Genomic DNA, 24,659 nt, shown 5'->3' with positions numbered 1-24,659 from the left:
AAGGGTAGAAACACCTCTTGACAAATGAATACGGTATCATTATACTTAATAAGTTAGATGAAAAAGTGTTTTCTTATGTTATTGAAAGGCCTATAATGAAGCTTAGTATTTAGCCGGAAGGCACTTTTTTTGTGGACTTTGAAGGTATCAACCTTCAGCTTCAAAAGATTTTTGATAGAGGGATGAATTACAAAAAAAACAAAAGATTCAGGAGGAAAGAAAATGAAAAAAGTAATATCAATGCTTATGTTAGGTATCATGTTATTGAGTGTCGCTTGTTCCGGTCCTACGGAAGAAGGGGGAGACACAACCTCAGAAGGTGGTGCGGTAGAAGTCATCAAGATTGGTGTATTTGAGCCAATGACCGGTGCCAATGCTGCCGGTGGAGAAATGGAAGTTGAAGGTATTCGTTTGGCCAATGAACTCTATCCGGAAGTTAACGGTATGAAGGTGGAATTGGTTGTAGCAGATAACAAGTCAGACAAGGTTGAAGCGGCTAACGCAGCGGTGATGTTGATTGATAAGGAAAAAGTTAATGCAATCATCGGTAGCTGGGGATCATCCTTATCTATGGCGGCTGGACCAATTGTTCTTGAAAAACAAATCCCTACAGTTGCAGCATCGGCTACCAACCCATTGGTAACCATCGGTAACGAGTACTATCAACGTGTATGTTTTATTGATTCTTTCCAAGGTACTGTTATGGCGAAGTATGCTTTTGAAACCTTAGGCGCGAAAAAAGCAGCCATCATTCAAGAGATTTCAAGTGACTATTCTGTAGGACTTGTAAAATATTTTAATGATGCATTTATCGAATTAACAGGTGATGCAGATGCCATCATCGGAACTGCAAACTATAGTACCGGAGATCAAGATTTCTCTGCACAACTCAGTAACATCAAACAACTGAATCCAGACGTTATTTTTGCACCAGGTAACTATACGGAATCAGCCTTGTTAATTAAACAAGCCAGAGAACTGGGTATTACAACACCTTTTATTGGTGGGGATACTTGGGAAGCACCTGAGTTCTTAGAAATTGGTGGGGATGCTGTTGAAGGCGCTGCTTTTTCAACATTCTTCACAAGTGATGTTCCAATAACAAAAGAGTCAGAAACATTTTTAGACGCCTACAGAGCAAAGTATGATAAAGAGCCGGCATCAGTTACGGCACTTGGTTATGATGCATACTTAGTTATCCTAGATGCTATTAAGAGATCCGGATCAACAGATCCTGTAGAGATACAAAAAGCATTAGCAACAACAACAGATTTTGAAGGCGCTGCAGGTATGATTACCCTTGATGAGAATGGTGATGCAGTTAAGAGTGCGGTCATCAAAATGGTTGAAGGTGGTTTATTTAAGTACATGACAACAGTAGAACCAATAAAATAATAATCCAAATCAATGCATGGGGTCTTTCCCTATGCATTGATTTTTAATAAATTAAAGTATTAGACTAGATGAGCCTATGAATGTAGGTTATTTAATCTATCAAATCTAATTAAGGGAGAAGCTCTATGGATTTAGAACTATTTTTACAACAATTGGCCAACGCAATTTCCCTTGGAAGTCTTTATGCACTTTTGGCAATCGGTTACACAATGGTATACGGTATACTTAGATTGATTAATTTTGCCCATGGAGACATCTTCATGTTCGGTACTTATATGGCTTTTTATATGATGACAAGCTTTATGCTACCTTGGGGTGCGGCTTTTATAATAGCCATAATCCTAACCATTGCCTTTGGTGTACTGGTTGAAAAGGCTGCATACAAGCCCCTTAGGAACTCACCGAGAATGTCCATTATGATTTCAGCGATTGGTGCCTCATTCTTGATTGAGAATTTGGCCATTGTGGTTTTTGGTGGACGGCCAAAATCCCTTCCGGTACCTGATTTATTTAATAGAATCATTCACATTGGCAACGTATCTGTTGTTAGTATCACATTTATCACACCCATTATTACAATGGTTGCTTTGGCTATACTTATGTTTATTGTTAATAAAACAAAGACAGGCATGGCGATGAGAGCGGTTTCTAAAGATTATGAAGCAGCCAGACTCATGGGGATTGATGTTAATTTTATTATTACATTCACCTTTGCAATCGGCTCAGCGTTGGCGGCAATTGGTGGTATTATGTGGGGGTTAAAATACCCGAGTTTATTACCTCTAATGGGTGTTATGCCCGGTCTTAAATGTTTCATTGCAGCCGTAATTGGTGGCATTGGGGACATTCGAGGTGCCGTCATCGGTGGGTTTATACTTGGACTCATTGAGATTATGCTCATTGCTGTTTTTCCTGAATTGACAGGTTATAGAGACGCTTTTGCATTTGTGCTTTTGATTGTCATTTTATTGGTTAAGCCGACAGGCATCATGGGTAAAAACATAGCGGAGAAGGTGTAATTATGAAAAATAGAAAAACACAACTTACCATAATTTTATTGATTGTTACAATCGCAATCATTGCGGTTTTAAACATAACGTTAGACTCATATAAGATAAAAATATTTACCCTATGTGGTATTTATATTATTCTTGGTCTATCCATGAACCTTATTAATGGTTTTACAGGCCTGTTTTCTTTAGGTCATGCTGGATTTATGGCGGTAGGTGCTTATGTTTCTGCACTTTTAACCATGAGTCCTGAATTAAAGGATTCGGTTTTTTATGTGGCACCGATTAATCCCTTTATAAAGGTGATTCAACTACCTTTTCCCTTGGCTCTGATTGTTGGCGGCCTAGCGGCAGCCGGCATTGCTTTTCTTATTGGCGCACCGGTATTACGCCTTAATGACGATTATCTGGCCATTGCCACATTAGGATTCAGTGAGATTATTCGTGTTGTAATTACAAATACACAGACATTAACCAATGGGTCTTTAGGTCTAAAGGGCATTACCCGCTATACCAACGCATGGTGGGCATGGGGTATTGCTATTCTAACCATATTTTTTATGATTTGGTTGATTCATGGGATGTATGGTAAAGCCTTTAAAGCCATACGAGAAGATGAGATTGCAGCTGAAGCCATGGGCATCAGCTTGTTCAAACATAAAATGATGTCATTTGTTATTGGTGCTTTCTTTGCAGGCGTTGGTGGTGGACTACTGGGCCATCTTATAGGCGCCATAGACCCAAATATGTTTAGATTTATTTTGACCTTTAATATATTGTTAATTGTCGTTCTTGGCGGTATCGGTAGCATTACAGGCACCATTATTTCTGCAACGGCAGTAACCATACTCATGGAAGTACTAAGATTTATCGAGAATCCGATTAATCTAGGATTTGTAAATATACCTGGTATACCTGGTATGAGAATGGTTGTTTTTTCCTTAATGCTCATGGGTGTTATTTTATTTTATCCAAAAGGCCTTATGGGAAGGGCAGAATTCAACTGGGATTATTTCTTGAAAAAGAAATTCTTAAGAAACAGAAAAAAATCAGCTTAAAAGGGTGTGAACATTATGGCGTTACTTAGGACAGACAAAATCACCATGCAATTTAGTGGATTGACAGCGGTTTTGGATTTGAATATTGAGATCAACGATAGGGAAATCATTGGCTTGATTGGCCCAAATGGAGCCGGTAAAACAACGGCTTTTAATATGATCACAGGTGTTTACAAACCAACCAAAGGTCAAGTGTATTATAACGATAAAGACGTAACCGGATTAAAGCCTCATGAGATTACAAAGTTCGGCATAGCCAGGACTTTTCAGAACATAAGACTTTTTAAGGAATTGAGCGTTCTTGACAATGTTATTATAGCCAATCATTTAAGGTTAAAGTCCAATTTATTTGGATCTGTTGTAAGAACACCCGGTTATCGAAGAGAAGAGCAAGAGATCTATGAAAAATCTATGGCACTTCTTAAAGATGTCGGTTTGGATGATCTGAAGGATGAGAAGTCATCGAACTTACCTTATGGCAAGCAAAGAAGACTTGAGATTGCAAGAGCCCTTGCAACAGATCCCAAATTATTGTTATTGGATGAGCCGGCAGCAGGTATGAACCCTCAAGAATCACACGAATTGATGGGCTTTATAAGAGAAATTAGAGACAAGTTTGATATTGCCATTCTGATGATTGAGCATCATATGCAAGTCGTCATGGGTGTATGTGAACGGATTTATGTTCTAGATTATGGTGTGACCATTGCAGAAGGTCTTCCGGATGCCATACAGAATGATCCAAAAGTAATAGAAGCTTATTTGGGGGTGGACTAGATGTTAAGAGTAGAAAACCTAAACGTTCATTATGGTGGTATTCATGCCCTAAGAGGCATCACGTTAGATGTAGAGGAAGGCAAGATCATCAGCCTAATTGGCGCCAACGGTGCTGGAAAAAGTACGACCTTAAGAACCATCATGGGCCTTGAAAAACCATCAAAAGGTAAAATCATATATAATGGAAAAGAGATTACAGGCAAACAAACCAAAGAAATTGTAAAATCAAATCTGGTACTGGTACCGGAGGGACGAAGAGTTTTTACCAATCTATCGGTAATTGAGAACTTGATTTTAGGATCTTATATAAGAAATGACGCAAAAGAAATACAAAAGGATTTAGATTGGGTATTTGAGCTCTTTCCTATATTAAAGTCAAGACAAGAACAAAAAGCAGGGACCATGTCAGGTGGTGAGCAACAAATGTTGGCCGTTGGCCGAGCACTTATGACCAAACCCAAACTATTGATGATGGATGAGCCATCTCTTGGACTGGCACCACTTATTGTAAAAAATATCATTGAAATTATAAAAAAAATCAATCAAGAGGGCGTAACCATCCTATTGATTGAGCAAAACGCCAAAGCTTCCTTAGAAATATCGGATTATGCTTATGTCCTTGAGACCGGTGAAGTATTTATGGAAGGCAAAGGCATGGACTTGCTAAACAATGAAGAAGTAAAAAAAGCATATTTAGGTACGTAATCGATAGGTTGTATGAGAATTAGTGAGACTTAGTTTTAGGTTCTAACCTTAACGGTTAACTTAATGTACTGCTTATTGGAACTTTTATGGATATGTTAATAGCTATTAATATGCTACCTGTAATGGAACACTTTTTATCAGGTCTTCTTATGCTGCTTTTAGGTCTTTTTATCATTGCGCTGGGTTCTTATTTTTATATTGGTTCAGGATTTGGAGCCGGACCCAGAGATAATCTGATGGTTGTGATTAGAAAAAAGACAAATCTACCTATTGGTATCTGTCGTGGTATGGTTGAACTCACTGCTTTTATTATCGGTTGGCGTTTAGGTGGTATGTTTGGTATTGGAACAATCTTATCTGCAACAGGGATTGGGTATTGTATTCAAACCACGTTTAAAGTCCTAAAGTTCGACCCTGCACACATTAAGCATGAAACTTTTTATGATACCTACCAATGCCTTCTCAAGGGTAAGATAAAATCCGACTTGGAATCTGTAACGGAAACCAGTTAGTATATATGTAGACTTAAGTCTTTATAAAGTACAATAAGAGTCCAAATAGTTCTTGAAATCATATCCATCAAGGCGTATACTACAAAATGGCGCTTCTTTGGGCTATACAACCTATTGAGTGTACAAAACCGACAGGATAGATATGAGAGGACGAACATGGAAGAAAAAAGAATGATTACAGTAGCAGACCCAACACCACTAGGTTTATTTGGTTTGGCTATGGTTACACTGGTAGCGGCATCACAAAAACTAGGTTTAACAGAGGGTGTGTCTTTGGTGATACCATGGGCCATTTTTCTTGGCGCGAGTGCACAATTATACGCATCCATTCAAGATGCAAAAAAGAACAATATGTTTGGTGCAACGGCTTTTGGTGGTTATGCTTTTTTTTGGTTTAGTGTTGCCATGACATGGATGACAAAAGCAGGTGTATTTGGTGAAACGCTTGCAAATACAGCGGATACAAAACAACTTGGAATTGCATTTATTGGCTACTTGATTTTCACTTTATATATGACAGTAGGCTCATTAACCACCAATAAAGTTTTATTTTTAATTTTCTTCTTCATTAACTTTTTATTCATTGGGCTTTCTTTCTCTACACTTGGCATTCTAGAAGGACCTATGCATCAATTAGCGGCCTACGCTGAGTTTGTCATTTCCTTACTTAGCTTTTATGGATCAGCTGCATTAATTATTAATGGGCAGTTTGGAAAAACGATATTACCCATGGGCGCACCGATTATTGTAAAAGCTGAATAGAATAGCTTTGCCCCCTTAACCACAATGGTGTTTGCTTGACTTTTTTAGAAGATTTTTAAGCTCTTGACAAGCAAGTGGTTTAATTTATAAGTGGGAAAGTTGAGTTCTTAATTATAAGTATCAAAGTAGCCTGCCTCTTTATGAGGTGGGTTTTTTCATATGTTTTCATATGTTGGTTGAAGGGTAAAAACTAAGTTTCACTAAATTCACATACAATATATAGATTACGTTGATACATTCGTAACTATATATTGTATGTGAAAGTTCAACTATATAGTTTTGACACCTTAACCATATGTTAGAAGTTAACGGATTTCTCCTAGAGTATGACTCTTGACAAGTGAGAGAAATCTGTTTATAATAGCACTATGCAATGATATTGAATATCATATTCAATAAAATAATAGATTAGCTAGAAGAGAGGAAAAAAGATGAGTAAGTTAACCATAATATATTGGAGTGGAACCGGCAATACTCAGATGATGGCAGAGGCATTGTTTGAAGGTGCAAAAGAAGTATCAGACCAAGTAAAGTTAATCAGTGTTGAGAATGCGACAATACAAGATGTTATAGATGCAGAAGTAGTTGCTCTTGGTTGCTCATCAATGGGCAATGAGGTACTTGATCCTGATGATATGGAGCCATTTGTAGAATCTATTGAAGAAGCTGTAAAAAGCAAAAAAGTCTTTCTTTTTGGTTCGTATGGATGGGGCGATGGGGAATGGATGAGAGACTGGGAAAAACGAATGGTAGAATATGGTGGTTTGTTAGTCGAAGAAGGATTAATTATAAATGAGGCACCTGATGAAGGTGGTTTGGAACAATGTAGAGATTATGGGAGACAACTTGGACAATAATAATGAAACGAGGCATAATTCTATGAAAAAAACCTATTTGATGGAACCAATGAAACGTCTTGAACAACTTGATGATTATGATTATATTCTATATAAGCTCTTGTTTCATGGTGCGGCTACATTTTCAAAAGAGAAACCGGCATCTTTAATCACCCTAAAAAACACCAACAAACGTTTGAATGCATTAGGGGTGTGGGATAAATATAAAGATCAGATTGGTAAAACCACCAAAACATCCTATTATGAAATGAAACGTGACGAAAGTCATGTGGTTATTCTTTTCTTTCATAATCCCTTGTTAGAGGCGATGATAGAAGATCGTGATAATATAGAATTTTTGAAACGATACGGCTACAACTCAAAAATGAGTCTAAGTGACGTCTTACAACATTTATCTTCGAGGTTTTTAGAACAATGTCCCCATGAAGTAGGGCTTTTTCTTGGTTATCACTTAGAAGATGTGGTTGAGTATATAAAAGAGACAGATGGCAAAGGTATTGTTGTCGGCTATTGGAAAGTATATACAAAAGCAGAAGAAGCCATAAGTAAGTTCAAGCGTTATGATCAAGCAAGAGCAAAAGTAACAGAAGGCATCTTAAGTGGACTTTCACCAATGAAAACAGCGCATATCTTAGTATCATAAAACTATAAATAAGGTTAAAGTGTCAAAACTAAGTTTCTCTAATTAACATATAACATATAGGCTACGATGATACACTCATAAATATATATTGTATCAAAAAGTTCAACTATATAGTTTTGATACTTTAACCAAATAAAAAAATATAAGCTGATGATCATTAAGACAGAGATTTCAATAATTCAATTGAAGTCTTTTTTTCTTTGTAATTCCCATTAATTAAGCTATAATAGGGTTAAGGCACTAAAAGTTGATCCTTTAGTAATATTAAATCGACTGAAAGAAAATAAAAGGAGGTAGATAGGATGTTGTATTTTGGGATTGGAATTGTTGCATTATTGATATTCCTAGGATTGTGGATTATACTGTTTTACAACAAAATGATTGGTAATAAAGCTAAGGTGGATAACAGCTGGGGACAGATTAATGTTCAATTAAAGATGAGAGCAGATCTAATACCTAATCTTCTAGAAACAGTGAGCGCATATGCATCTCATGAACAAGTTACGCTTAACCAGGTCACTCAAGCCAGAAATATGTATTTAAATGCTCAGACTCAAGATGATGTTATTAAATCATCAGATATGATGACAGGAATGCTTGGTAGACTTTTTGCTGTGTCTGAACAATATCCAGATTTAAAAGCCAACCAAGGTTTCCTGGATTTACAGAACCAATTAAGAGAACTTGAGCAAAAGATTGCCATGTATAGACAATTTTACAATGATTCGGTTTTAAAATACAACCAATTTATTATAACGATTCCTAACAATATTTTTGCAGCCATCTTTGGCGCCACAGAATTTTCTTTTTTTCAGATAGATTCTAGCGAACAATCGGCGCCAACAGTTAGCTTCAGAAGATAGATGTCCGTCAAAATGAATCAATATATAGACTAAACGAGATGACCTCGATGCTCTTGGCTAGCAAGCTGACCGAACGAGCCGCAGAAAAAAGCAAGACAATAGTAAAAATACAAAAAAGCTTTATCCATCATGGGTAAAGTTTTTTTGTAGGTTAAATGGGTACATTGGAAGGAAGTTAACAATAGGCTTATATAAAATTAACACAGTTATGGTACTTTAGAACTATGGATGATGAAGTAAGTCACACTTGAAGGAGCTACCATGGTTATTCATACATCACAAATAGGTGAAATCATTAAAAATGAGCAAGTAACAGCCCATTATCAACCGATTATCTCTTTGCACAACGGTGAGATTATCGGTTATGAAGCGCTGAGTAGAGGTCCGATTAATACACCATATCATTCACCCATTGCCCTTATTGAAGCGGCTGAAGCAGAAGGTTGTGTATGGGAGTTAGAGATGTTATTTCGCAAGAAAGCTATAGAAAACGCCATAGCTTTGCCCTCAAATAGATTACTATTCTTGAATGTAGATCCAAATGTGTTTAAAGAGCCCAGTTACACAAAAGGGTTTACGAAGAAATACCTTGAAGAATATAGAATTGACTCAAAAAACATTGTTTTTGAGATAACAGAACGGACAGCCATAGAAGACTATGCCACTTTTACAGCATTGACTTCACACTATAAAAGTCAGAATTATAAAATTGCCATTGATGATATGGGAAGCGGCTACTCAGGTCTTAAAACGATTTCAGAAGTTAAACCGGAATATGTAAAGTTGGATATGGACCTAATCCGTAATATTGATAAGGATAGTTTCAAGCAATCCATGATTAAAGCTTTGGTTTCCATGGCAAAAGAAACCCATATTAAGTTGATTGCAGAAGGTGTAGAGACAGTTGATGAACTAGAAGAACTTATTAAATTGGATGTATATGCGGCTCAAGGATTTTTGTTCTATAAACCTTCTGAAACGATTGTGATTTATCTTCCGCAAGTTCGTGATTTGATACTTCAGATTAACAAAGACATTGTGGATGCCTTTTCATTTGATGCGGCCTACTATTGTGTCGGTAAGATTGCTAAACAATACAATACCTACTATAGAAACATATCATGTTGTGTCATAAAGGATATAATGGAGCGTGAGGACATGGATAGTATTTGTCTTATCTCAAAGCAAAGATATCCGGAAGGTATAATCATGAAAAACTACTTGAACAGCAAACTAGCTGATCGATATGGCTTTGATTTATACTCCCATAGACCGGTAGAATTGTTAATGGATTCAAGGCCTTTGATGGTTGACTATTATACACCGGTTACGAAAGTTTTGAAACTGGCGATGCAAAGGGCTAAGGCAAATCTTTATGATGATATTATTGTAACTCAATGTTCTAGATATTATGGCATAACAACCATATATGATTTGATTCGTAACTCTACAGAATACGAGAAATTATATGCTAAGCAGCAGAACCCACTGACATCTTTGCCGGGAAATATTATTATAAGACAGATGATGGAACAGTATATCAGTAATGGGGAAAAGGTTGGAATTTTATATATTGACTTAGACCACTTTAAAGCATACAACGATGTATATGGCTTTGAAAAAGGCGATCATATTCTCAAAACAACAGCAAATATCATTGTTGATATCATCAACAAGTATGGCAACAAACATTTTGTTGGTCATATAGGAGGCGATGATTTTGTTGCTTTGGTTAAAGTGGAAGCTTTGGAAGTGGAAGCAATCGGAAAAGAGATTTGTGAAACATTTGATAGCTTATTAGGATCTTTTTTCTCTAAGGAAGATTATCTTAAAGGTTGTTATGTCTCAAAAGACCGTTATAATAATCAGCACATCTACCAACTGAATTCTATATCCATAGCTGCGTACCATGGTGCACTGACGCCTTTTACAACCCCGGAAAATCTTGGAGAATTTATGAGCCAATTAAAAAGACAGGTCAAAGCAATTGAAGGATCAGTCTATAAGCTGGTAGTTTAAGCAGTAACGAACAAGGATATTATAAAGAAAACAAATATGTATTATAATTTACATAAGTTTAATGACGGATCTATTTAAGCATAATGTGAATGAGATAAAATAAGGTAGTAAACAGATGACATAGGAGGTATTTTATGATAGCGACGGTAATTTTTGATTTTGATGGAACGATTATTAACACCAATGACCTTATAAAAGAAGGCTTAAACCTGATTGCGAATAAGCATAGAGGATGCCCATTAACCCCTATGGAATTAGAAATTCTAACAGGTAAAACATTAGAAGCTCAGATGGCTTATATAGATGCCATTCATTTTGATGGCCTCATCGAAGAATTTAAACGGTGGTATGGGCACAATCATGACACAATGGCTAGACCCTTTCCGGGTATGGTACATCTTATAAGAGTGTTAAATGAGTTAGGCTATAAGATCGGTATTGTCACCAATAACAGTCGCATAGCACTGGATATGGGTCTGAAATTATTAGGAATTGATCAATGGATTGACTGCTCAATTACAAGAGATGATGTAAAAGAAACGAAGCCTTCTCCGGAAGGTATTTTAAAAGCCTTATCAACACTTGGGGTGGATATTGATGAAGTACTATTTATTGGGGATACAGCCCATGATATCTTAGCTGCAAAAGCAGCGAATGTTAATAATGCTCTAGTCGGTTGGTCCCACCTTTCACCGGAGATGAGGGAGCAACTTGGTCCGGATCACATCTTTGAGTCTGCAGAAAATGTACTGGACATTATTATAGAAACGAATTGTGAAGTTGCTTAATTAACTTTAATCATAATTTATACATTTATTTTTCGTATACGGGTTATCCAGAGCAGCATAATAAACCAAACAACATGTACGGTCAGTCCAAGAACGATTGGAATGGCCGTTCCTTTGTTTTCTATGATTTTGTAGATCCAATAAGTTGGGAAAAAACCGGCTAGAAATGTCAACCAAGGAATATGAAGTAGATCAACCAATACAAAGAACAACATAAGGTTAAGCCCTTTAGCGTAGGTTAAACCCTTTACCTTATCGGTTGCAAGATTGAAGAAAATCATACCGATACTGGCACCATAGGTGCACATTAATAAACCGATATATATCAAAATCAATATCGGTAGACGGTAGAGTCCCATAATCCAGTATGTGTAAAAAGTATAGATTAGGGTAGCCATGGCCACAAAAGAAAGGCGAACAATTAAGTAACCATTTCGTCCAAAAGGCGTTACACTTAAGAGTTCGATAATTTTTCCATCCTTGTCATCCAGTAGCATAAAGCCCATGACAATACCCAACATAGCGGGAACCATGAGCAAGACAAACGCCAAAATATAATCATGGTAGTTTTCAACAGAGAAAGTGACAAATCGCTGCAAAAAAGGAACACCGATGAGAAGAATGATTTTAAAAAGTGGTGCCATAATAAGTGGTATAAAGAATAGTAGGGTCATCATGGGTTCGCGAAATAATTGTTTCAGATCGCTTTTGAAATATATGAGTTTTAACATGGGTTACCTCCTAATGTTCATGATCTTTTATTCAAGAACCATTTTATTCTGAAAAATTCTATAAGTATATTTTAGTAAGATGACATTCAGTGAAGTCATATATAGAACCAAGATAATGAATTCCAAAAAGCTTAAAGGGTGGTATGCACCCCAAACCAATTTTAGTGAAGCAACACTAGGTATAAGTCCAAGTACAACTAAATTAGGATAAAATACCAATAAGAAACAAGGGAGTATGAGAAGCATCATCCAAGGAATAATTTTCACAAAGAAATCATTAACGGATTTGGACCTTGTAGCAACCAAGAAACCACAAAGTGTAAAAAAAACAGAGGTCAAAATCACACCAACAACTAAGTAAATATAATTAACATTATCTTTATAAGCAATTATGGATATCAACAAAACGGCCATTAACGATATGAAACAAAGGGAGATGACTTTACTTAAGATGTATTCCCATATTCGTAAAGGGGTTACGTACATTAGAGATAATATGCCTTGCTCTTTCTCCAGAAGTAATATGCCACCGATAAAGAATAAACCTAAAACAGAAGGGTCCATAAAGAGTACAATAGGCATAATATAAGAAAGCCATAGGTTGTCCAGCTGATAAAAAACAATCAGATAAAATAGGCTTAGGATTAAGTAGACAAAATAAAAGCCCTGTTTGAACTGAAATAAAATATCTGCTTTAAGTGCCGATAGCAAGCGCTGACCATAAGCATCTGATGCATTGGGTTTAGTGGGTATCATCCAATCAGCTTCCTTCCTGTAAACTTAATAAAAACATCTTCCAAAGTGGCTTCTCCACTGTGTATGGTTATAATACGGTCTTGCTCCAAAATCTCTTTAAAGGCTTTATTATCACCAATACCGCTAAGAGGAAAGGCAGTCTCCATTTCTTGCTGGTTATGTATATACCGTAGCTTAACATAGGCAGTACCATGTTCAACCATTAAATTGGAAGGTGTATCAATAGCAGAGAGAACGCCATCATTGATGAAAGCAACATGATCACAGAGCTGCTCTGCAACCGTCATGTTATGGGTGGTTAAAAAAATGGTTTTACCTTTGGATTTCATATATAGAATCTGTTCTTTGATGATACGGGCATTAACAGGATCTAATCCGGAGGTGGGTTCGTCAAAAAACATGACATCCGGATCGTGCATGATTGACCTTATAAAATTAAGGCGCATTTTCATGCCTTTAGAGAAGTGCTCAACCCTTTGGTGCTTGTCGCTTAGTAAACCAACCATGTCCAGTAGCGAATCAAAATCCTTAGGGCAGTTTTTATAATAGGAACCAATGAGCTTAAGGTTTTCAAGTGCCGTCAGTTTTAAATAGAGATTAGGAAAATCAAAAGCAACACCGATTTTCTCGAAAATATCTTTTTGCCAAAGACGACGTTCCTTACCTAGTATTTCAATCTGGCCATCATAACCTGTAAGAAGACCGATGATTAATCTCTGGGTAGTTGTTTTTCCAGCTCCGCTAGGTCCCAAAAAACCGAAGATTTCACCTTTTTCAATATTAAAATCAATACCTTTAATAGCGTGTTTACCTGATTTTGGGTATACATAGTTCAAATTATCTATATGAATCATTGAAGCCTCCTTGGTTTACATAATAATGAGTATTGGAAAAAATAGGATAAAAGTTAAAGCTTAGATAAAATAATAGCATTATTAATGTTACGGGTCAATTGTTACTACAAAATACAGTCAAATAAGCTAATAATGAGGCATTGGTACTAGGCGGATAGGATTGACAAGAGGGGATTAGCTAGTCATAATGTAGGGTATGATCCATCTATTTAAGCCAATGACTAAGGAGCTCTATAAATGAGAAAAAAAATCGTGACCGGTTTGACCGTTCTGAGTATAATATTATCGATGATGATACCCATTCACGCAAGTCAGTCGATACATACAGTAGCCACAACAGCGAATATTGTGGTCGACAATAAAACAATTACACCTAGAGCCTATAACATCCAAGGTTACAACTACTTCATGCTTAGAGACATAGCGCATTATGTTAAAGACAGTCAAAAAGCATTTGATGTAGAATGGAATCAGGAAACGGCTACTATAATAATAGAAACAGGCAAGCCATATTTAGGTGGCTATGTCAGCAAATCATCAGCAAATGTTAACGCGGTTACTGAAGTAAGCGTCAGTAAAGCAAAAATCATGAAAAACGGTGTTCCATTGTCTATGACAGGTTATGTTATTGAAGGTAATACCTATTATAAACTTAGAGACATGGGTTTGGCGTTTGATTTTAATGTATTTTGGGACGGCGCAAAGAATAAAGTCGTGATGGATACGGAAGGTCATGTTCAGTCAGTCATAAAAAATCAAGACCTATCTTATGAAGTCCTTCGACTGATTAATATAGAAAGAGAAAAAGCAGGGCTACATAAGTTAATCATGGATACCAAATTGGAAAAAGCAGCTTACTTTAAATCCAACGATATGTTGATTAACGATTATTTTGAACATGTTTCTCCGGTTCATGGTGGCATGGTAGATATAGTAGCCATGCACGGTGTTCCTTATAGATGTTTGGCAGAAAACATCGCATCAGGTCATACGACGGCAAAAAAAGTAGTAGATGGATGGATGACATCACCGGGACATAGAAAGAATATTCTTAATCCCAATCTAAATAAAATCGGTATAGGTGTTGTAGCCCGAACTGAGCATGGGTATTTGTGGACACAATTATTTACAGATTAAAATATGGGTTCAAGAGTCAAAACGAAGTTAAATTAATGAAAATAGAGGCAAAGAAATAGAGACACCATATATGGTGTCTCTATTTCTTTATGTTGACAATTTCTTATAATGCAGTCAAGGGGACTTCCGCCGCAAAAGATTCACAGGATCTTCTGCTATCAGGCCACGTTCAAGTCCCACCATATAAGCTAAAAAAAGCATCTACCTAAAGGTAAATGCTTTTTTTAGTGCAGTCAAGGGGACTTGAACCCCTACCCAAACAATATGGACTAGATCCTTAGTCTAGCGCGTATGCCAATTCCGCCACAACTGCATGAATCTTGTTTGATTCGCGAAGTTCATTCTATCATATGTTGGAAGAAAGTGTCAATAGATTTTGAAAAGGTGGACGATAAAAATAATTTATTGGTTCTTAGTGTATCCTGTGTTATAATATCTTGGTTCCTAATGAAGGGTTAAGGTATCAAAACTGTATATTAAGCTAGAGAAACATAGTTATAATGCCTTACCAATAATATGTGTTTAAATATAGAAATGCTTTTACAAGGAGGCACGTATGGCAGGTCAACAAAACTATAAAAAATTCATCAGTTATTATAAACCACATAAAAAATTATTTATCCTAGACATGTTAAGTGCCCTTGTCATAGCGGCCATTGACCTTGTCTATCCAATGCTATCAAGACAGGTACTTAATGAATATTTACCCACATCAGATGAGACCCTTCGGCCTTTTCTGATTTTTATTGGCGCTTTATTATTGATGTACGTGGTACGCTCCGCATTTCAATTTATCGTCGACTACTGGGGCCATATACTAGGTGTTCGGATGGAGTACGACATGCGTAAGGAGCTTTTTAACCATCTTCAAAAGCTTTCATTTAAGTATTATGACAAGACCAGGACCGGTCATATCATGTCTAGAATGATCAATGATCTTAATGAAATGACGGAGTTGGCACATCATGGGCCGGAAGACCTTTTCCTTTCAATCATCATGCTCGTCGGTTCTTTTATTGCCATGCTTATGATTCAGTGGAAGCTGGCATTGGCCGTCTATCTTTTTATTCCGATTTTAATATGGTTTGCCATTAAACAACGAACAAAAATGTCCAATGGATTCAAAGAAGTCAAAAAAAGCATGGCGGGTATTAATGCGGATCTTGAAAGCAGTATATCCGGTATTCGTGTAGCCAAATCTTTTGCCAATGAGAATTATGAGATTGATAAGTTTGACAAAGGGAATATGATTTTTAGAGGCTCAAAAAACATAGCCTATAAAACAATGGCTATTTTCATGTTAGGAATGAGTTTTATGACCAATAGCCTTCATGTGATAGCCCTTGGTTTTGGAGGCTTCTTAATATATAAAGGTGAGATGACCTATACTGACTTGATTGCCTTTACGCTTTATATTAACAACTTCTTAATTCCTATTAGAAGGTTAACCTCTTTTGTTCAACAATATGAATCCGGTATGGCGGGCTTTGAACGCTTTAGGGAGATTATGGCGACCGAACCGGAAATCATGGACCGGGAAAATGCCATAGAGCTAAAAAACATTAAAGGAGATATACGTTTTGAAGATGTTGTATTTTCTTATAATAATCATGAGACAGTTTTGGATGGCATTAACTTGGAGGTTACACCGGGACATACATTGGCAATTGTCGGACCGTCCGGCGGAGGTAAAACCACTTTGTGCCACTTGATTCCTCGATTTTATGAAGTGGATGGCGGTAAAATAAGCATCGATGGTATAGATATACGAGATGTGACCATGGCTTCTCTTCGAACAAATATTGGATTGGTGTCACAAGACATATTCCTTTTTGCCGGTACTGTAAGAGAGAACATTTTGTATGGTAGAACCGATGCGAGTGATGCTGACATTATTGAAGCGGCAAAGAACGCAAAGATACATGACTTTATCATAGGTTTGGAAGATGGTTATGATACGATAGTAGGTGAGCGAGGACTTCGGTTGTCAGGTGGTCAGAAGCAACGGATCAGTATTGCTAGGGTATTTCTTAAGAATCCGCCGATTTTGATCTTAGATGAAGCCACTTCGGCTCTTGATAATGAAACAGAACAAAAGGTGCAATTGGCTCTGGAAAAACTATCCAAGGGTAGAACCAGTTTGGTCATTGCTCATCGATTATCTACAATTAAGAACGCGGATGAGATATTGGTCATCACTGAAAATGGTGTTGAAGAAAAAGGCAACCATGAGACCTTATTAAATAACAATCAATTATATAGCAAACTGTACCATGCCCAGTTCAAAGGCTATATTCCGGATGAATTATAAGTAAAGGATAAGGAAAGAACTCAACTGAGAAAGTAAAAAATAGCGTCCATATGGACGTTATTTTTTTTTGCTTATTATCCATGACTTTACATAAGCTTAACATATAAAACATATTGGATTTACTAGCCCGTGGTATCTTAAGTAAGTACTGTTCTTCACAATGGTGAACAGAAATAAACTATTTTTTATATAATTCAGAGGAGGATTTGATGAAAAAATTATTAGCATTATTATTAGTTGGCGTATTAACAATGAGTTTGGTTGGTTGTGGTTCAACCGAAGAACCAGCAGCAGAAACAACTGAGGTAGAAACAGAAGTAGCAGAAACAGAAACAGAAGTAGCAGAAGAAGTTGAACTTGAAGGTGCTGTTATTGTTGACGGATCAGGTACTGTTTATCCTTTAATGGCAAACATCGCTGAAGAATATATGGTTAATGAGCAAGAAAATGTATCCGTACAAGTAGGTCGAGCTGGTTCATCAGCAGGCTTTAAAAAATTCATTCCAGGTGAACTGAATTTTGCGGATGCATCAAGAGCCATTAAAGACGAAGAAATAGCACAATTAAAAGAAAATGGTTACGAAATGGGTACAGATATATATGAGTTCGTTCTTGCATATGACGGTTTAACAATGGTTATCAATAAAGACAATACATGGGCAACAGAAATGACCAAAGAAGAAATCATAAATATGTACCTCGCATCAAGCAATGTTACAACTTGGGCTGACATACGATCTGAATGGCCAGCAGAAGAAATTAAGTTCTACGGTCCAAATGAAAATCACGGTACTTATGAGTTTTTCTATGAAGTAATTCTTGGTAAAGAAGATATGGTAGCATCAGCTAATTTGCAACAAGATTATTCCACGCTTGTTGACTTAGTTGCCAATGATGTGAACGCGATTGCCTTCTTCGGTTTTGGATACTATGTATCAAACACAGATATACTACAAGCAGTTAAAGTTGACTTTGGTAATGGTCCTGTTGAGCCTAATGTTGAGACGATTGGATTAGATCTTGATTATGCAGGGTTCACACGTCCGGTATTTACTTACTTGAATGTTAAGTATGCTCTTGAAAAGCCACAAGTACTTGATTTTGCAAAATATGTTGTTTCATTTGATGGTGCCAAGAGACTAGCTGGCGATAATGGGTTCGCGCCACTTCCTGATGCAATGTACGAAGAATACCAAGCACAACTTGATGCACTTAAATAATCATTATTAAAATATTACAAGCGTAAGACAAGGGGTTATATGCTTCTTGTCTTACCTTGTTGTTTCTTAGGATTAAGGTGTCAAAACTGTATAATTAACTTTCACATGCCATACATAGTTACAAACGTAACAAGGAAATCTATGAAAGCTTCCCTTATGTAATATTTTGAAATGGAGTGTTAATATGACGGATACAAAATACACAATGAAAATACGTAAAACCCCGATGTTTGAAAACATTGTTCCAATAATTTTATTTCTGATTGCTTCAATCTCAGTTCTAACTTCAATCGGTATTGTATTAACACTTGTTGTAGATGCATCACGGTTTTTTGCTGAGGTTCCTTTTTCAGAAGTTTTTAGTACAAAATTAGAACCCTTAAAAAAAGATCCTAGTTTTGGATTTTTACCTTTAATCACAGGTACAATTGTTACATCTTTAATTGCAATGTTGGTTGCAGCTCCCTTAGGAATTACATCCGCTATATTTTTAAGTGAGTTTATGTCGTCTAAGATGCGAAGAATCATTAAACCAATTATAGAAGTTTTAGCTGGAATACCGACAATAGTTTATGGATTTTTTGCTTACAATACAGTAACACCTTTACTAATGAAATTACTACCCGATCTTGGTGCTAAAAATGCTTTGTCACCAGGTATAGTAATGGGTATTATGATTATACCCATTGTAACATCTTTGTCAGAAGATGCTATGAGTTCCGTTCCAGATTATATACGAAAAGGCGCTTACGGACTTGGCTCAACAAAGTTAGAAGTCGCTACCAAAGTCATTGTGCCTTCAGCCATATCAGGTATCGTTGCAGCTTTTGTTTTGGCAATATCTAGGGCAATTGGAGAAACCATGATTGTTACAATTGCTAGTGGTAGCTCGAAACAGTTTACACTTGATATCATGCAGCCCATGCAAACAATGACAGCTTATATTGTTGAGTTTACGAGTGGTGATGCAGGAAGCGGCACCATTGGTTATTATAGCTTGTACGCTGTTGGTCTTATGTTGTTTATTTTTACAATGTTAACCAATCTATTAGCAAGACATATTACAAAGAAATATAGAAGGGAGTATTAAAAATGGATAGTGTTGTAGATACTCTTAAGGAGCATGGAAGAGAAAGTTTTCAAAATGACAAGAAATATATTGATTTAGGCAAGTCACAAGAGCGATTACAAAGAAGAAAAATTGTTAACATCGTAGCTCAGAGCATGTTTTCTTTAACCATCATATTTATTATATTCGTGCTTGGGTTGTTATTATTTAATATTATTAAGTCAAGTATTGGTTGGTTAGATTGGGAGTTTCTTACAGGAAGGCTTTCTATTAATCCTGCAAAGGCCGGCATCAAAAGTGTCATCATGGGTTCATTTATGCTCATGGTTGTCGTTGCGCCGGTTACAATGGTGATTGGCGTGGCAACAGCTATTTTTCTGGAAGAATATGCGAAAAAGGGAACACTACATTCCATTATCAGTCTTAACATATCTAATTTGGCCGGTGTTCCGTCGGTAATATTTGGACTACTAGGTTTAACGGTTTTTGGCAGAATGTTTGGGCTGGGATCAAGTATATTGGCAGGAGGGTTAACCCTTTCATTATTGGTTCTACCCAATGTGGTTGTATCTAGTCAAGAAGCCATAAAAGCAGTCCCGAATTACTTGCGTGAAGCTTCATACGGACTTGGTGCAACAAAGTGGACAACGATTCGAAAAATAGTGCTTCCATCGGCGATACCGGGTATTATGACAGGATCTATATTAGCGCTTTCAAGAGCGATTGGGGAAACGGCACCTCTTGTTGTACTTGGTATACCAACACTAATATTAAAATCTCCGGAAAGTTTTATGGACGATTTTACAGCTTTGCCAATACAAATCTATTATTGGACGCTAGATACAGTTCTTACAAGAGAATATGCAAATCTTGCAGCTGCAACCATTGTTATTCTGCTTGTAGTATTATTCTTATTAAATGCGTCCGCCATTATAATTAGAAATAAGTTTCAAAGAAGAAATTAATAATAGACCCATCAAGCTATCTGTATGTATTGTAACGTCAACTAAGAAACTTCATATACTTTCAAAGAACTCAAAAATGAGGTAAATAAGTTTCAAATATGGTTAAAGAGTCAAAACTAAATTTCACTAAATTCAACTACATAGTTTTGATACCATAACCAAATATATAAATAAGAGGTGTAAATATGAGCGATCATACTCTAAAATTTCAAATAAAAGATTTAGACTTTTATTATGAAGAGTTTCAGGCATTAAAAAATATCCAAATGGAAATAAAGACCAATGAAATCACGGCTTTTATTGGTCCGTCAGGTTGTGGTAAGTCGACCTTTTTACGGGCATTAAATCGCATGAATGATCTAATTGAAGGCACAAGGGTTGACGGCAAAATATTTTTGGATGGTGAAGATGTATATGAGAAGATAGACGCCATCACACTAAGATCAAGGGTTGGCATGGTTTTTCAAAAACCCAATCCATTTCCAATGAGTGTATATGATAATATTGCATATGGACCAAGACTCAATGGTATTAAGAAAAAAGCCATTCTCAATGAAATTGTTGAAAGATCCTTGAGGCAAGCGGCTGTATGGGATGAATGTAAAGACAAGTTAAAGCAAAATGCATTATCTTTTTCTGGTGGTCAACAGCAAAGAATATGTATTGCCAGAGCATTGGCAGTAGAACCGGAAGTGCTTCTAATGGATGAGCCAACTTCAGCGCTTGACCCAATATCTACTTTAAAGATAGAGGATTTAATAACCGAACTAAAAAAAGACTATACAATTATTATCGTAACACATAACATGCAACAAGCGGCTAGAATATCTGACAAGACAGCTTTTTTCTTGCTTGGTGAGTTACTTGAGTTTGACACGACTGAAACCATCTTTTCTAATCCCAAGAACAAGAAAACAGAGGATTATATAACCGGACGATTTGGTTGATATAAAAAAGTACAAGTGATAAAATATAATAAACGATGCGAAAAACCTTGGAGGTAGTTATGCCAATTAGATATGAATTTGAAAGAGAACTGAATGAACTACATCGTAATCTGGTTAAGATGGGCGCAACCATTGAAAAGCAAATTGATGATATGATTAAAGCCATGCTCAATCAAGATGTTGAATTAGCCAGAGAAGTTATTAAGAGAGACGATATTATTGATGAAATGGAGCGCATTATTGAACAAGAATGCATCATGCTTATCGCCAGACAACAGCCTATTGCATCTGATCTTAGAGACATTGCATCTATTTTAAAAATCATTACAGACTTAGAACGTATTGCAGACCATTGCGAAGATATATCCAAATACACCATAAAATTGAGTAAAGAAACCTATTTTAAGCCATTAGAAGACATTCCCAAAATGGCTTATAAAGTTAAGGATATGATTAAAGCAGTGATAGACAGTTGTATTAGTAAGAATTTAGCCAGAGCTGAAGAAGTCAAGGCAATGGATGATGAGATTGATGATTTGTTTGACACCATTATTGAAGAGCTACAAACCTACATGATGAAAGATTCAACTGTGGTTAAACAATGTACGGACTTTATGTTTATCGTTAAATACCTTGAACGTATGGGTGATCATGCTACCAATATTTCAGAATGGATTGCCTATAATATAACAGGAAAGCATTTTGAATAAACCTAAGAGGTGACACAATGTCAAAAAAAAGAGTATTAACCGTTGATGATGAAGGCCATATTTTAGAACTCCTAAAATACAATCTGGAAAGCAGTGGTTATGAAGTGATTCAAGCTGAAACCGGTGAAGAAGCCTTAGACATCTTGGATAAAGAAAAAATAGATTTGGTATTACTTGATCTTATGCTACCAGGTATCGATGGGCTAGAGGTGTTAAAAAGAATCAGAACCAATGATGCCCACAGAGGAATACCGATTATAATGCTAACTGCAAAATCAGAAGAGATTGATACCGTACTGGGTCTTGAAATGGGGGCTGATGATTATATAGCCAAACCTTTTGGTGTCCATGAGCTCAGTGCGCGTATAAAAGCGGTATTTAGACGAACAGAAGCACTATCTAAAAATACGAGTAGCACTTTACCGGAGGAAGATATATTAAAGCTAGAAGATCTGACGATTAATCGTACAACTCATGAGATTACAGTAAGAGGCAAGAATATGGAGTTACCATTAAAAGAATTTGAACTTTTATACCTTCTAGCAAAGAATCGAGGTCGTGTGTTTGACCGAGAATACCTCTTAGAAAAAATATGGGGTTATGATTATTATGGTGAAACCAGAACCGTTGATGTTCATATAAGGAACCTAAGGGTGAAAATTGAAGTGGATGATAAAAATCCACAACATATTAAAACGGTCCGTGGTGTTGGTTACAAATACGCGTAAAGGAAAAGGATAAGTATAAGTATGCAAAGAAAAATACTATTAACCTATATTATTCTAATCGTTGTAACGGTCATTTTTTCAGTTGGACTTTCCTGGAGTAGAATCAATAATTATTTCTTTGAACGTGTTGAAAAAGAAACTATAACCATTAGTGACATGCTTCACAAAGCCATGGAGGATTCAAATCTTTCAAAAGAGGACTTTCAAAGCTTTATTGATGACTATTCAGAGATTACAACTTTTAGAATCACATTAATTGATCAATCGGGTCTTGTATGGGTAGACTCCTTTAATGATGCAGAGACGATGGATAATCACGCCAACAGACCGGAAGTGAAAAAGGCATTAGCAGGCGAGAAATCATCGGAGATGCGTTATAGTAACACCATGAAAAAATACTTTTTTTATTATGCCAGACCACTTGAAAATGCAGAATTCTCGGGTATTATTAGGGTTTCTTTATCGGTCAGTGAGATTGAAGCGATTACCACAGATATGATTTTTATCATTCTGATCAGTGCGATTTTTGGCTCTTTTATTGCCATCGGTGCGGCTTATGTGGTTACCAATAGGTTCATGAAACCAATTAATGAACTAACCAGGGTAGCAAAAGTTATATCAGAAGGCAATTATGATGAGAAAATCTATATGGATCGTAATGATCAGATCGGTGAGCTTGCGACAGCCTTTAACACCATGACCTTCAATCTAAAAATAAATATGTGGACCTTAGAACAAAAGAATGCAGAGCTTGAATCAATTTTGACCAGTATGAGCAATGGACTTGTAGCTGTAAATATGGATTATAAGATTGTCCTCTACAATGAGCGGTTTACGAAGTTATTGGGCTTACCAAAAGAAGATATGTCAAACCGACTTATATATGAACTCATTAGAGAGCTATCCATCTTTGACATTATAGAAAAAGCCATAGAAGAAAAAACATATGTATCTGGTGAAGCTATTATACATCAAGATAATGAAAATCGGATTATAGAAATTGTAGCAACCCCCATTTTTTCCAAAACAAATAAAAACAAAGCCTTAGCGACCTTGCTCATGTTTTCAGATGTAACTCAGATTAGAAAGCTTGAGAATATACGAAGAGAATTTGTATCCAATGTAACTCATGAGTTGAAAACACCCTTGACATCTATTAAAGGATTTGTGGATACATTAAAAAGCGGCGCCATCAAAGATGAAATTGTTGCCAATCGATTTCTTGACATCATTGATATTGAGACCGATCGTCTGGCTAATCTTATACAAGATATTCTAACACTATCAGAGATAGAGTCCCTCGTTGGCGAGCGAAGCTTGCAGGCATTTGATCTTTCGGATATTGTGAATGAAGTGGTAGATATATTGCCAAAGGACAAGGAAAATGTTCAGTTAATTATGAAGGTAGAAGAAAACCTCACTCCTTTTGAATGCAATCGAGATCGTATGAAACAACTGCTTATTAACCTCCTCGATAACAGTATCAAGTATACAGATGCAGGTTATGTTAAGTTACAAGTTTTTAGAAATAAAAACTTTCTGAATATTGTAGTTGAGGATACAGGCATTGGTATCAAACATCAACATCTTAGTAGAATTTTTGAACGGTTTTACCGAGTTGACAAGGGACGGACCAGAAAAACAGGCGGTACGGGACTGGGTCTCTCTATTGTCAAGCATATTGTAGAGTTATATAACGGTGACATTGATATTCAAAGTGAAGAGGGTAAAGGCACCACCATTAGCATTCGCTTACCCTACTGATCAATCAGCATCCATTTACTAAGGTTGTAAGATAAACCTTGTTAAATGGATGCTTTGACGTTTTATGATGGCAAGAAT

General features: G+C 36.4%; 24 protein-coding genes and 1 tRNA gene. 21 read left to right on the top strand and 4 right to left on the bottom strand.

The genetic code is table 11. From position 1 onward, the window contains the following. The first annotated feature begins 222 nt into the window (after positions 1 to 222). The 12 genes from P0N36_RS01970 (at position 223) to P0N36_RS01915 (ending at position 11,389) form a co-directional block, all read left to right on the top strand. Positions 223 to 1,395, top strand: a complete 1,173-nt coding sequence (locus P0N36_RS01970) for an ABC transporter substrate-binding protein (protein ID WP_275841103.1) — start codon at positions 223 to 225, stop codon at positions 1,393 to 1,395. Positions 1,396 to 1,520: 125 nt separating this feature from the next. Then, the gene (locus P0N36_RS01965) at positions 1,521 to 2,414 is read left to right on the top strand and encodes a branched-chain amino acid ABC transporter permease (protein WP_275841102.1); all 894 of its coding nucleotides are present in this window, start codon (positions 1,521 to 1,523) and stop codon (positions 2,412 to 2,414) included. Positions 2,415 to 2,416: 2 nt separating this feature from the next. Further along, positions 2,417 to 3,463 carry a branched-chain amino acid ABC transporter permease gene (locus P0N36_RS01960; RefSeq protein WP_275841100.1) on the top strand — a complete coding sequence of 349 codons (1,047 nt, stop codon included), beginning with the start codon at positions 2,417 to 2,419 and terminating at the stop codon, positions 3,461 to 3,463. Between the two features lie 15 nt (positions 3,464 to 3,478). Next, positions 3,479 to 4,240, top strand: a complete 762-nt coding sequence (locus P0N36_RS01955) for an ABC transporter ATP-binding protein (RefSeq protein WP_275841098.1) — start codon at positions 3,479 to 3,481, stop codon at positions 4,238 to 4,240. Next, the gene (locus P0N36_RS01950; RefSeq protein WP_275841097.1) at positions 4,241 to 4,945 is read left to right on the top strand and encodes an ABC transporter ATP-binding protein; all 705 of its coding nucleotides are present in this window, start codon (positions 4,241 to 4,243) and stop codon (positions 4,943 to 4,945) included. It abuts the gene before it with no gap. An 86-nt stretch (positions 4,946 to 5,031) separates the two neighbouring features. Next, positions 5,032 to 5,457 (top strand): YczE/YyaS/YitT family protein, encoded by a 426-nt coding sequence (locus tag P0N36_RS01945; RefSeq protein WP_275841095.1) that lies wholly within the window; start codon positions 5,032 to 5,034, stop codon positions 5,455 to 5,457. 156 nt (positions 5,458 to 5,613) lie between these two features. Beyond that, positions 5,614 to 6,219, top strand: coding sequence for an acetate uptake transporter (locus tag P0N36_RS01940; protein ID WP_275841093.1), 606 nt, complete (start codon positions 5,614 to 5,616; stop codon positions 6,217 to 6,219). A 431-nt stretch (positions 6,220 to 6,650) separates the two neighbouring features. After that, positions 6,651 to 7,076: a flavodoxin gene (locus tag P0N36_RS01935; RefSeq protein WP_275841092.1), complete on the top strand. Its 426-nt coding sequence runs from the start codon at positions 6,651 to 6,653 to the stop codon at positions 7,074 to 7,076. Continuing rightward, complete coding sequence (locus P0N36_RS01930; protein WP_275841090.1) at positions 7,024 to 7,719, top strand: DUF3793 family protein; 696 nt, start codon at positions 7,024 to 7,026, stop codon at positions 7,717 to 7,719. Before P0N36_RS01935 ends, P0N36_RS01930 begins: the two co-directional genes overlap by 53 nt. 302 nt (positions 7,720 to 8,021) lie before the next feature. Next, on the top strand, positions 8,022 to 8,582 hold the full coding sequence (locus P0N36_RS01925) for a LemA family protein (protein WP_275841089.1): 561 nt from the start codon (positions 8,022 to 8,024) through the stop codon (positions 8,580 to 8,582). Between the two features lie 261 nt (positions 8,583 to 8,843). Then, positions 8,844 to 10,601, top strand: coding sequence for a GGDEF domain-containing protein (locus P0N36_RS01920; protein ID WP_275841087.1), 1,758 nt, complete (start codon positions 8,844 to 8,846; stop codon positions 10,599 to 10,601). A 134-nt stretch (positions 10,602 to 10,735) separates the two neighbouring features. Further along, complete coding sequence (locus P0N36_RS01915) at positions 10,736 to 11,389, top strand: HAD family hydrolase (RefSeq protein WP_275841085.1); 654 nt, start codon at positions 10,736 to 10,738, stop codon at positions 11,387 to 11,389. 17 nt (positions 11,390 to 11,406) lie between these two features. Here P0N36_RS01915 and P0N36_RS01910 read toward each other — a convergent pair whose 3' ends face one another. From P0N36_RS01910 to P0N36_RS01900, 3 genes are read right to left on the bottom strand one after another with little or no spacing between them, the layout of a single operon-like run. After that, positions 11,407 to 12,120: a hypothetical protein gene (locus P0N36_RS01910; RefSeq protein WP_275841084.1), complete on the bottom strand. Its 714-nt coding sequence runs from the start codon at positions 12,118 to 12,120 to the stop codon at positions 11,407 to 11,409. Between the two features lie 27 nt (positions 12,121 to 12,147). Further along, positions 12,148 to 12,876, bottom strand: coding sequence for a fluoroquinolone export ABC transporter permease subunit (locus P0N36_RS01905; protein ID WP_275841083.1), 729 nt, complete (start codon positions 12,874 to 12,876; stop codon positions 12,148 to 12,150). Beyond that, a complete protein-coding gene (locus P0N36_RS01900; protein WP_275841082.1) occupies positions 12,873 to 13,730 on the bottom strand; it encodes an ABC transporter ATP-binding protein in 858 nt (285 codons plus the stop codon). Before P0N36_RS01900 ends, P0N36_RS01905 begins: the two co-directional genes overlap by 4 nt. Before the next feature lie 237 nt (positions 13,731 to 13,967). Here P0N36_RS01900 and P0N36_RS01895 point away from each other — a divergent pair, with 237 nt between their 5' ends. Then, positions 13,968 to 14,867 carry a CAP domain-containing protein gene (locus tag P0N36_RS01895; protein WP_275841081.1) on the top strand — a complete coding sequence of 300 codons (900 nt, stop codon included), beginning with the start codon at positions 13,968 to 13,970 and terminating at the stop codon, positions 14,865 to 14,867. A 228-nt stretch (positions 14,868 to 15,095) separates the two neighbouring features. On the opposite strand, the gene P0N36_RS01890 is transcribed toward P0N36_RS01895, so the two are convergent. After that, positions 15,096 to 15,180: transfer RNA gene (locus P0N36_RS01890), tRNA-Leu, on the bottom strand. 243 nt (positions 15,181 to 15,423) lie between these two features. Between P0N36_RS01890 and P0N36_RS01885 the strand changes: the two genes are divergently transcribed. The 8 genes from P0N36_RS01885 (at position 15,424) to P0N36_RS01850 (ending at position 24,581) form a co-directional block, all read left to right on the top strand. Then, positions 15,424 to 17,178 (top strand): ABC transporter ATP-binding protein, encoded by a 1,755-nt coding sequence (locus tag P0N36_RS01885; RefSeq protein ID WP_275841080.1) that lies wholly within the window; start codon positions 15,424 to 15,426, stop codon positions 17,176 to 17,178. A gap of 209 nt (positions 17,179 to 17,387) precedes the next feature. Next, the gene (locus P0N36_RS01880) at positions 17,388 to 18,398 is read left to right on the top strand and encodes a PstS family phosphate ABC transporter substrate-binding protein (RefSeq protein ID WP_275841078.1); all 1,011 of its coding nucleotides are present in this window, start codon (positions 17,388 to 17,390) and stop codon (positions 18,396 to 18,398) included. Positions 18,399 to 18,582: 184 nt separating this feature from the next. Beyond that, positions 18,583 to 19,488, top strand: a complete 906-nt coding sequence (gene pstC, locus P0N36_RS01875; RefSeq protein ID WP_275841077.1) for a phosphate ABC transporter permease subunit PstC — start codon at positions 18,583 to 18,585, stop codon at positions 19,486 to 19,488. 2 nt (positions 19,489 to 19,490) lie between these two features. After that, on the top strand, positions 19,491 to 20,432 hold the full coding sequence (gene pstA, locus P0N36_RS01870; protein WP_330683926.1) for a phosphate ABC transporter permease PstA: 942 nt from the start codon (positions 19,491 to 19,493) through the stop codon (positions 20,430 to 20,432). Between the two features lie 185 nt (positions 20,433 to 20,617). Then, the gene (gene pstB / locus P0N36_RS01865) at positions 20,618 to 21,379 is read left to right on the top strand and encodes a phosphate ABC transporter ATP-binding protein PstB (RefSeq protein ID WP_275841076.1); all 762 of its coding nucleotides are present in this window, start codon (positions 20,618 to 20,620) and stop codon (positions 21,377 to 21,379) included. A 59-nt stretch (positions 21,380 to 21,438) separates the two neighbouring features. Beyond that, the gene (phoU, locus tag P0N36_RS01860; RefSeq protein WP_275841075.1) at positions 21,439 to 22,089 is read left to right on the top strand and encodes a phosphate signaling complex protein PhoU; all 651 of its coding nucleotides are present in this window, start codon (positions 21,439 to 21,441) and stop codon (positions 22,087 to 22,089) included. Between the two features lie 17 nt (positions 22,090 to 22,106). After that, entirely contained in the window at positions 22,107 to 22,817 is a 711-nt protein-coding gene (locus P0N36_RS01855; protein WP_275841073.1) for a response regulator transcription factor, read from the top strand. Between the two features lie 21 nt (positions 22,818 to 22,838). After that, positions 22,839 to 24,581, top strand: coding sequence for an ATP-binding protein (locus P0N36_RS01850; protein ID WP_275841070.1), 1,743 nt, complete (start codon positions 22,839 to 22,841; stop codon positions 24,579 to 24,581). Positions 24,582 to 24,659 lie beyond the last annotated feature (78 nt).

This window comes from Petrocella sp. FN5, assembly GCF_029210395.1.
GTDB lineage: Bacteria > Bacillota > Clostridia > Lachnospirales > Vallitaleaceae > Petrocella.
Note: the sequence above shows the minus strand (reverse complement) of the source record. Positions and strands in the feature narration are given on the sequence as shown.